Origin of the sequence: Citrobacter cronae, assembly GCF_016893685.1 — a bacterium.
Lineage (GTDB): Bacteria > Pseudomonadota > Gammaproteobacteria > Enterobacterales > Enterobacteriaceae > Citrobacter > Citrobacter werkmanii.
The window spans coordinates 4364676-4373276 of record NZ_CP069763.1 but is presented as its reverse complement, the minus strand read 5'-3'; the positions used below and the strand labels follow the sequence as shown (position 1 = coordinate 4373276).

Below are 8601 nucleotides of genomic sequence, written 5' to 3'. Positions count from 1 at the left end.
TTAAACTTTATAAAAATCACGGTACCAGTCAACAAAGTTCTTAACCCCATCTTTAACCGTTGTTGTCGGTTTAAAACCAATAACGTCATACAGTGCTTTGGTGTCCGCGCTGGTTTCCAGCACATCACCGGGTTGTAGCGGGAGCATATTTTTGGTCGCGTCGATGCCAAGCGCTTCTTCCAGCGCCTTGATATAATCCATCAGTTCAACCGGTGAACTATTGCCGATATTGTAGACGCAATACGGCGCGGAGCTGGTTGCCGGGGAACCGCCTTCAACAGTCCACTCCCCGTTGGGCGCAGGAATGACATCCTGCAAGCGAATAATTGCTTCTGCGATATCACCAATATAGGTAAAGTCACGCTTCATTTTGCCGTAGTTATAGACGTCAATACTTTTCCCTTCCAGCATCGCTTTGGTGAATTTGAACAGCGCCATATCCGGGCGACCCCACGGACCGTATACGGTAAAGAAACGCAGGCCGGTTGTGGGCAATCCGTACAGATGAGAATACGTATGGGCCATCAGTTCGTTGGCTTTTTTGGTTGCAGCATACAGGGATACGGGGTGATCGACGGAATCATCCGTTGAGAAAGGCATTTTGCGATTCATGCCGTATACCGAGCTGGAAGAGGCATAAAGTAAATGCTGAATTTTATTATGCCGACAACCTTCCAGTATGTTCAGAAAGCCAGTGAGATTGGAGTCTGCGTAAGCATGAGGATTTTCGAGTGAATAGCGTACGCCAGCCTGTGCAGCGAGATGGATCACACGATCAAAATGCCCGGATGCGAAGAGTGCTGACATGCTTTCCCGGTCGGCTAAATCAATCTTATGAAACTGGAAGCCGGGATGTACCAGCAGCTCCAGACGGGCCTGCTTAAGACTCACGTCGTAGTAATCGTTCAGATTATCGATACCGACCACTTGATGGCCAGCCCCAAGGAGGCGTTTGCTAACATGGAAGCCGATGAAACCAGCAGCCCCCGTAACCAGGTATTTCATGTTCGTTCCTCTTTTCGGCTAAAAAGCAGCCTGGCACTATCAGGTGCGACGAAAAGTGAAATAATACCGTCAGATGGCAAAAAAGCTAATGATTATCCTTTTTACGCATGCCATTTTTAGTGGTAAGTTAATAAATATTCATGCCGTGAATTTAATTTACGAGAATGTCTGGCATTTACGCTTGATGACATTTAACCCGCGGTTTGACGCTTTTCCTGCAAAGATTGGCCTTTCAGTATTGACACTTTTTTTAATTCCTTCCTTTTTTCTCAAGAGACTAAAATACCAATCAAAATCTCTCAATCAATTTGATTTTTTATCATTAATCCTATGGAATTGCTTCAATTTTTAGCTAAACTAATTCGAGTTTAAGTCCTTCCTTCCTTAATTAGGGTATCTATGTCTGTAAGTGATAACAACATGTCCGGGCGCGGTAACGATCCGGAACAGATTGATCTGATTGATTTGCTGATGCAGTTATGGCGTGGGAAAGTCACTATCGTTGTCGCGATTGTCGTTGCCATAGTTCTGGCGGTGGGCTATCTGGCGGTTGCTAAAGAGAAATGGACCTCTACCGCGATTATTACTCAACCCGATGTTGGACAAATTGCCACCTTTAACAACGCCCTCAACGTGTTGTATGGCACTAACGCGCCTAAGGTGACTGAACTTCAGACAAATGTGGTTGGTCGTTTCAGTACCTCTTTCTCTGCCCTGGCAGAAACGCTTGCTAATCAGGAAGAACCACAGAAACTGTCGATTGAGCAGTCTGTTAAAGGCCAACCACTTCCGTTAGCGGTCTCCTATGTGGCGAGTTCTCCAGAAGATGCTCAGCGTCAGCTGGCTGAATACATTCAACAAACAGATGAAAATGTTGCTAAAGAGCTGGAGCTTGACCTGGCTGATAACGTCAAGCTGCAAACCAGTACTCTAGAAGATTCTCTGAAGACTCAGGAAGTGGTCGCTCAGGAACAAAAAGATCTGCGAATTAAGCAAATCCAGGAAGCGCTGCGTTATGCTGAACAGGCGGGTGTGACTAAGCCGCAAATTCAGCAAACTCAGGATGTTACACAGGATAGTATGTTCCTGTTGGGTAGTGATGCCCTGAAATCTATGGTTGAACACGAGGCTACGCGTCCTTTGATATTGTCTGATAACTACTTCCAGACAAAACAAAAACTGCTGGATATCAGAAATCTTAAGCTTGAAGGGGCAGAGTTGCACTCCTATCGCTACGTGATGAAACCAACGTTACCGATTCGTCGTGACAGTCCGAAAAAAGCCATTACCCTGGTACTGGCCGTTTTGCTGGGGGGAATGATTGGTGCCGGTATCGTGCTGGGGCGAAATGCGCTGCGTGGTTACAAAGCCAGAGCGTAGCAGGCCGACAGCAGTTTTATTCTGAGCACAAAAAAACCGGGCAGTTCACAGCGCCCGGTTTTTTTTACGTCTGCCGATTACTGATGACGCTTACGTAAGTTCTCAATCACGGTGGTCAGATCAAGCTCCTGATCCTGTAGCAGAACCAGCAGGTGGTACATCAGGTCAGAGGCTTCATTCGTCAGCTCGAAACGATCGTGCACGGTGGCGGCCAGTGCGGTTTCCACGCCTTCTTCCCCCACTTTCTGCGCAATGCGTTTGGTGCCACTGGCATACAGCTTGGCCGTGTAAGAGCTTGCCGGATCGGCGGTTTTACGCTCAGCCAGAAGTTGTTCCAGTTGATACAGGAACAGCCACTGATGACTGGTGTCAGCAAAGCAGCTTGAGGTGCCTTTGTGGCAGGTTGGCCCAATCGGGTTAACCAGCACCAGCAGGGTGTCGTTGTCGCAGTCAGGCGCGATGTTAACCACATTAAGAAAGTTGCCAGAGGTTTCACCTTTGGTCCACAGGCGTTGTTTGGTCCGCGAGAAAAAGGTTACCTTACCGCTTTCAAGCGTTTTATCCAGCGCCTCAGGGTTCATATAACCCAGCATCAATACTTCGCCGGATACCGCATGCTGCACCACGACCGGCATCAATCCGTCGGTTTTTTCCCAGTCCAGTTCGCGACATTGTTGCTTCGTTAACATATCCTGATCTCCACGCCCTGTGTTGCCAGGTACGTTTTTAACTCGCCAATATTGATAATTTGTTTGTGGAAAACGGAAGCGGCAAGCGCGCCGTCAACGTCAGCATCACGGAAGGCTTCGAGAAAGTGTTCCATGGTGCCTGCGCCACCGGAGGCAATCAGCGGTACGTGGCAAACGTCGCGCACTTTTCTCAGCTGCTCCAGGTCATAGCCGTTACGCACACCGTCCTGATTCATCATGTTCAGCACGATTTCGCCTGCACCACGTTTCTGCACTTCCTGCACCCAATCCAGCGTTTCCCACTGCGTGATGCGGGTACGACTCTCATCACCGGTATACTGGTTAACGTGATATTTACCGGTTGCGGCGTCATACCAGGTATCGATACCCACCACGATGCACTGTACGCCAAAGCGGTCCGCCAGACGCGTGATAAGCTCCGGGTCAGCCAGCGCCGGGGAGTTGATGGAGATTTTATCCGCCCCGAAGGAGAGAATACGCGCCGCATCATCAATGGACTTAATCCCACCGGCAACGCAGAACGGAATGTCGATCACTTCCGCCACGCGCGATACCCAGCTTTTATCGACTACACGGCCATCGCTGGAGGCGGTGATATCGTAGAAGACAAGTTCATCTGCGCCTTCATCGGCATAGCGTTTTGCCAGAGGAACGATGTCGCCAATAATCTCGTGATTGCGAAACTGGACGCCTTTTACCACCTGTCCATCGCGAACGTCCAGACAAGGAATTATGCGTTTTGCCAGCATTGGATGGCCTCCTCAACGGTGAACTTACCTTCCAACAGGGCTCGTCCGACGATCACGCCGCCAACCCCAGTCCCGCGCAGGGCGGCTACGTCCTCAATTCCACCTATACCGCCAGATGACTGAAACGCCACCTGCGGATATTTAGCGCACACTTCTTCATAAAGCGCGACGTTTGAACCCGCCAGCGTACCGTCGCGGGAGATATCAGTGCACAGCACATGCTTCAGACCAACGGGTAAATAGGTTTCCACCAGCTCTTCCAGTGAAACCCCGGAATCTTCCTGCCAGCCGCTGACCGCAACCTGTTTATTACCGTGTTCGTCAATGCGTACGTCCAGCGCCAGCACCAGCGCGTCGGCGCCAAAACGGGTAAACCAGCTCTTAACTTCCTCAGGGGATTTTACCGCCGTCGAACCGACCACCACGCGTGCCACGCCGGCGTCAAGCAGCGCCGCAACGTCCGCTTCAGTACGCACACCGCCGCCAACCTGCACCGGAACATTGACGCCCGCGACCAGCGTTTTAATCAGCGGTATTTGTCGTTTCTGCGGATCTTTTGCCCCGGTCAGATCGACCAGGTGCAGTACTTGTGCGCCTTGTGCCGCGTAATCCTGCAGGCGGGGCAGTGGATCGTTGCCGTAATCACGTTGCTGTGCGTAATCACCCTGATGAAGACGCACCACCGTGCCGTCGATTAAATCTAATGCCGGAATAATCATTACATCTCCAGAAAGTTTTTCAGCAACTGCGCCCCAGCCGCACCCGAACGTTCCGGGTGGAACTGCACGCCAAAGAAATTGTCCTTTTGGACTGCCGCAGTAAACGGTTCACCGTAATGACACTGGGCGATGGTCCATGGGTTCACTGGCATCGCGTAGCTGTGGACAAAGTAGAAATAGGCCCCATCGTCAATACCCTGGAACAGACGATTGCCTGCTTGTGGATACACACGGTTCCAGCCCATATGCGGCAGCGGCAGGCCAAAATCGGTCATTTTGGGGACGTCCTGTTCAATAATGCCCAGCAGGGAGACACCGTTACTCTCTTCGCTGCGGCGACCAAGCAGTTGCATACCTAAGCAGATCCCCAGCACCGGTTGTGTACAGGCCTTAATCAGCTCAATAAGTTCACGCTCGTGCAACTGGTCCATAGCCGCCTGCGCAGTACCAACGCCGGGTAGAAATAGCTTATCGGCCCGGAGCACCACATCCGCATCGCGGCTGACAACCGGGTCGTATCCATGGCGCGCAACGGCGGATTTCACCGAATTCAGGTTGGCGCAGCCGGTATCCAGGATCACCACGTTCATTACAGCACTCCTTTTGAGGAGGGTAGCGTATCGCCTTCTACGCGAATCGCCTGACGCAGCGTGCGGCCAAAGGCTTTAAACAGGCTTTCCACACGGTGGTGGTCATTTTTTCCTTTGGTTTTCAGGTGCAGGGTAACGCCCATGGTGTAGGAGAGTGAGCGGAAGAAGTGTTCAATCATCTCCGTGCTCAGATCGCCAACGCGCTGGTAGGTAAACTCAGCGCGGTATTCCAGGTGCGGACGTCCGGAGATATCCAGCGCGCAACGTGCCAGACATTCGTCCATCGGCAGGACAAAACCAAAACGGTTGATACCACGTTTATCACCTAATGCCAGCTTTAAGGCCTCACCCAGCGCCAGACCGGTATCTTCTACGGTGTGGTGATCGTCAATATACAGATCGCCTTTGACGGCTATCTCCATACGGAAACCGCCGTGGGTGGCGATTTGATCCAACATGTGGTCAAAGAAGCCAACGCCAGTATTGATTTTGCTTTGGCCTTCGCGGTCCAGCCAGACTTTGACGTCAATCTGCGTTTCTTTGGTATTGCGCTCAACGTGGGCGTAGCGGTCACGTTTGGTCAACTGCTCGCCGATCATCGCCCAGTTCAGGGTGTCCCGGTGATAGCGTAATCCGCTAATCCCCATGTTTTCAGCCAGTTGAATATCTGTGGCACGATCGCCAATGACGTAGCTGTTCTCGGTGTCCATAGCCTGTTCAACCAGATACTGCTCAACCAGCTTCACTTTTGGCTTACGGCAAGCACACTCATCGGCCGGCAAGTGCGGGCAAATCAGCACGTCATCAAACCTCACGCCCTGAGAGGTGAATATTTGCATCATCAGGTTATGCGGACCGTCAAAATCGGCCTGTGGAAAGCTCTGGGTTCCCAGTCCATCCTGGTTGGTGATCATCACCAGCTTAAAACCCGTTTTTTGCAGCTTCAGTAAAACGGGAACGACTTCCGGCTCAAAAGCCAGTTTGTCAAAGCGATCGACCTGAAAGTCACTTGGCGGTTCGGAAATCAGGGTTCCATCACGGTCAATAAAAAGATACTTCTGGCTCATACTTGCTCCGCACGTAAGGCGTCAATGACGCGCTGGCTCTCTTCACGGGTTCCGACAGTAATACGCAGGCAGCCGCTTAACGAAGGTTGTTTGTTCTGGTCTCGTAAGATAATGCCCTGATCCCACAAAGATTTAAATACGCTGCTGGATGCGGTGAAGCGCGCCAGAACATAGTTGGTTTCAGAATCGAAAACCTGTTCTACACAGCGAATTGTTTTCAGGTTCTCCACCAGGTACTGACGCTCTTGCAGGATCTGCTGGACGCGTTGGCGCATGGCGGCAACGCCTTGCGGCGTCAGCGCCTGGGCGGCGATATCCGCCACCGGTGTAGAGAGCGGGTAAGGGGCGATCACCTTTAACAGCAGATTGATAATTTCTTCATTTGCCAGCGTAAACCCGCAGCGTAAACCGGCGAGAGCAAACGCTTTGGACAGTGTGCGTAAAATTACCAGGTGCGGATATTCAGACAGCCAGCCCGCCAGCGTGGCCTGCGGGCAAAACTCGATATACGCTTCATCGGCAACCACGATAGCTTTACCCTGCGTCATATCGAGCAGCGAACGCAGATCCTGCGGCTTAATCAACTGGCCCGTTGGGTTATTAGGGCTGCATACGTAGACCACCTTCACACCATCAAGCTTGTCCGCGATACCTTGTAAATCCAGTTGCCAGTCGTCAAGTGTCGGGACGGTACGGCATTCAACGCCAATCGTTTCAGCGCTGACGCTGTACATGCCGTAAGTCGGCGGACAGTACAGAATCGCATCTTTACCCGGCTCGCAAAAAGCGCGCACCAGCAGCTCGATCCCTTCATCTGCGCCACGACTGACCAGCACCTGCTCCGGCTTGACGCCTGCATACTGCGCGTAATTCTCAATCACGGCTTTCGGCTGGCACTCCGGATAGCGGTTCAGCGTTTGCTGACTTAGCTGAAACTCAACGGCGGTGGGATATTCATTCGCATTGAGCCAGACGTCGCCGTTACCGCCAAGACGGCGGGCAGACTGATAAGGCGTTAACTCGCGGACATTCTTACGGGCTAAATCAGTGACGCTGAGAAAGTTGTCAGTGCTCATGCTTGCTCCTTCAGGGCGTTAACGCGCAGGGTGACGGCATTTTTGTGGGCGGTCAGCAACTCAGCCGCGGCCAGGGTTTCAATGGTGGCGGCCAGCGCAGAGAAACCTTGTGGTGTTAATTCCTGTACGGTCATCCGTTTCTGGAAATCAGCCAGACCCAGACTGGAACAGGTAGTGGTATAGCCGTAAGTTGGCAGCACGTGATTAGTGCCGGAAGCATAGTCGCCTGCGGATTCCGGCGACCAGTCACCAAGGAACACCGAACCAGCGCTTGTTATGCCTTCCACCAGCTCACGTGCATTGCGGGTTTGAATGATCAGGTGCTCCGGACCGTAGGCGTTGGAGATTTCAACGCACTGTGCCAGATCTTTCGCCACGATTAAACGGCTGGCGGAGAGCGCCTGACGCGCGGTGTCGGCGCGGGACAGCTCGGCGAGCTGGCGTTCAACGGCTTCGGCCACGCCTTCGGCAAGCTTAGCGTCCGGCGTTAGCAGGATCACCTGCGAGTCCGGGCCGTGCTCGGCCTGAGAGAGCAGGTCGGAGGCGACAAAATCCGGCGTTGCGCCGCTGTCGGCGATAACCAATACTTCGGACGGTCCGGCGGGCATATCGATTGCCGCGCCGTCAAGACGCTGGCTGACCTGGCGCTTGGCTTCGGTCACATAGGCGTTGCCCGGCCCAAAGATTTTATCGACTTTTGGAATAGACTCCGTGCCCAGTGCCAGCGCGGCAATGGCCTGTGCGCCGCCCACGTTAAACACTTCTTTCACGCCACAGAGTTGCGCGGCGTAGAGGATTTCATCGGCAATCGGCGGCGGCGAGCACAGCACCACTTTTTTACAGCCCGCGATACGCGCCGGGGTCGCCAGCATTAATACAGTAGAGAACAGCGGTGCCGATCCCCCTGGAATATACAGGCCCACGGAAGCGATGGGGCGGGTAACCTGCTGGCAGCGCACGCCCGGCTGGGTTTCGATATCCACCGGCGGCAGGATCTGCGCGCTGTGGAAAGTATCAATATTACGTACTGCCGCCTGCATGGCTTGTTTCAGCTCGTCGCTCAGACGATTCCCGGCCTCCTGAATTTCTTCCTCAGTGACGCGCAGCGCGCCGACCTCGGTTTTATCAAACTTCGCGCTGTATTCGCGCAATGCCTGGTCGCCGTTGTTTTTGACATTTTCAAGGATCTCGGCCACCGTGCGGCTAATGCTTTCAGAGGCGGAAATCGCCGGGCGCATCAGTAATTCGCGCTGCTGCTCAGGGCTACAGCTATTCCAGTCAATCAGGGTGTTGAAGCTCATGGTC

At 52.8% G+C, this 8601-nt stretch carries 9 protein-coding genes; 1 reads left to right on the top strand and 8 read right to left on the bottom strand.

What is annotated here, in order from left to right:
* Positions 1-1005, bottom strand: coding sequence for an NAD-dependent epimerase (locus JSN25_RS19160; RefSeq protein ID WP_204525252.1), 1005 nt, complete (start codon positions 1003-1005; stop codon positions 1-3).
* Positions 1006-1404: 399 nt separating this feature from the next.
* Between JSN25_RS19160 and wzzB the strand changes: the two genes are divergently transcribed.
* Positions 1405-2385: an LPS O-antigen chain length determinant protein WzzB gene (gene wzzB / locus JSN25_RS19155; protein WP_204525251.1), complete on the top strand. Its 981-nt coding sequence runs from the start codon at positions 1405-1407 to the stop codon at positions 2383-2385.
* A gap of 77 nt (positions 2386-2462) precedes the next feature.
* Here wzzB and hisIE read toward each other — a convergent pair whose 3' ends face one another.
* From hisIE to hisD, 7 genes are read right to left on the bottom strand one after another with little or no spacing between them, the layout of a single operon-like run.
* Positions 2463-3074 (bottom strand): bifunctional phosphoribosyl-AMP cyclohydrolase/phosphoribosyl-ATP diphosphatase HisIE, encoded by a 612-nt coding sequence (gene hisIE, locus JSN25_RS19150; RefSeq protein WP_038641733.1) that lies wholly within the window; start codon positions 3072-3074, stop codon positions 2463-2465.
* Complete coding sequence (gene hisF, locus JSN25_RS19145; protein ID WP_038641731.1) at positions 3068-3844, bottom strand: imidazole glycerol phosphate synthase subunit HisF; 777 nt, start codon at positions 3842-3844, stop codon at positions 3068-3070. The genes hisIE and hisF overlap by 7 nt, the downstream gene beginning before the upstream one ends.
* Positions 3826-4563: a 1-(5-phosphoribosyl)-5-[(5-phosphoribosylamino)methylideneamino]imidazole-4-carboxamide isomerase gene (gene hisA / locus JSN25_RS19140; RefSeq protein WP_069323519.1), complete on the bottom strand. Its 738-nt coding sequence runs from the start codon at positions 4561-4563 to the stop codon at positions 3826-3828. Before hisA ends, hisF begins: the two co-directional genes overlap by 19 nt.
* On the bottom strand, positions 4563-5153 hold the full coding sequence (gene hisH / locus JSN25_RS19135) for an imidazole glycerol phosphate synthase subunit HisH (protein WP_038641727.1): 591 nt from the start codon (positions 5151-5153) through the stop codon (positions 4563-4565). The genes hisA and hisH overlap by 1 nt, the downstream gene beginning before the upstream one ends.
* Positions 5153-6220, bottom strand: a complete 1068-nt coding sequence (gene hisB, locus JSN25_RS19130) for a bifunctional histidinol-phosphatase/imidazoleglycerol-phosphate dehydratase HisB (RefSeq protein ID WP_204525250.1) — start codon at positions 6218-6220, stop codon at positions 5153-5155. Before hisB ends, hisH begins: the two co-directional genes overlap by 1 nt.
* Positions 6217-7296: a histidinol-phosphate transaminase gene (gene hisC, locus JSN25_RS19125; RefSeq protein WP_121529232.1), complete on the bottom strand. Its 1080-nt coding sequence runs from the start codon at positions 7294-7296 to the stop codon at positions 6217-6219. Before hisC ends, hisB begins: the two co-directional genes overlap by 4 nt.
* Complete coding sequence (hisD, locus tag JSN25_RS19120; protein WP_204525249.1) at positions 7293-8597, bottom strand: histidinol dehydrogenase; 1305 nt, start codon at positions 8595-8597, stop codon at positions 7293-7295. Before hisD ends, hisC begins: the two co-directional genes overlap by 4 nt.
* Positions 8598-8601: the final 4 nt, after the last annotated feature.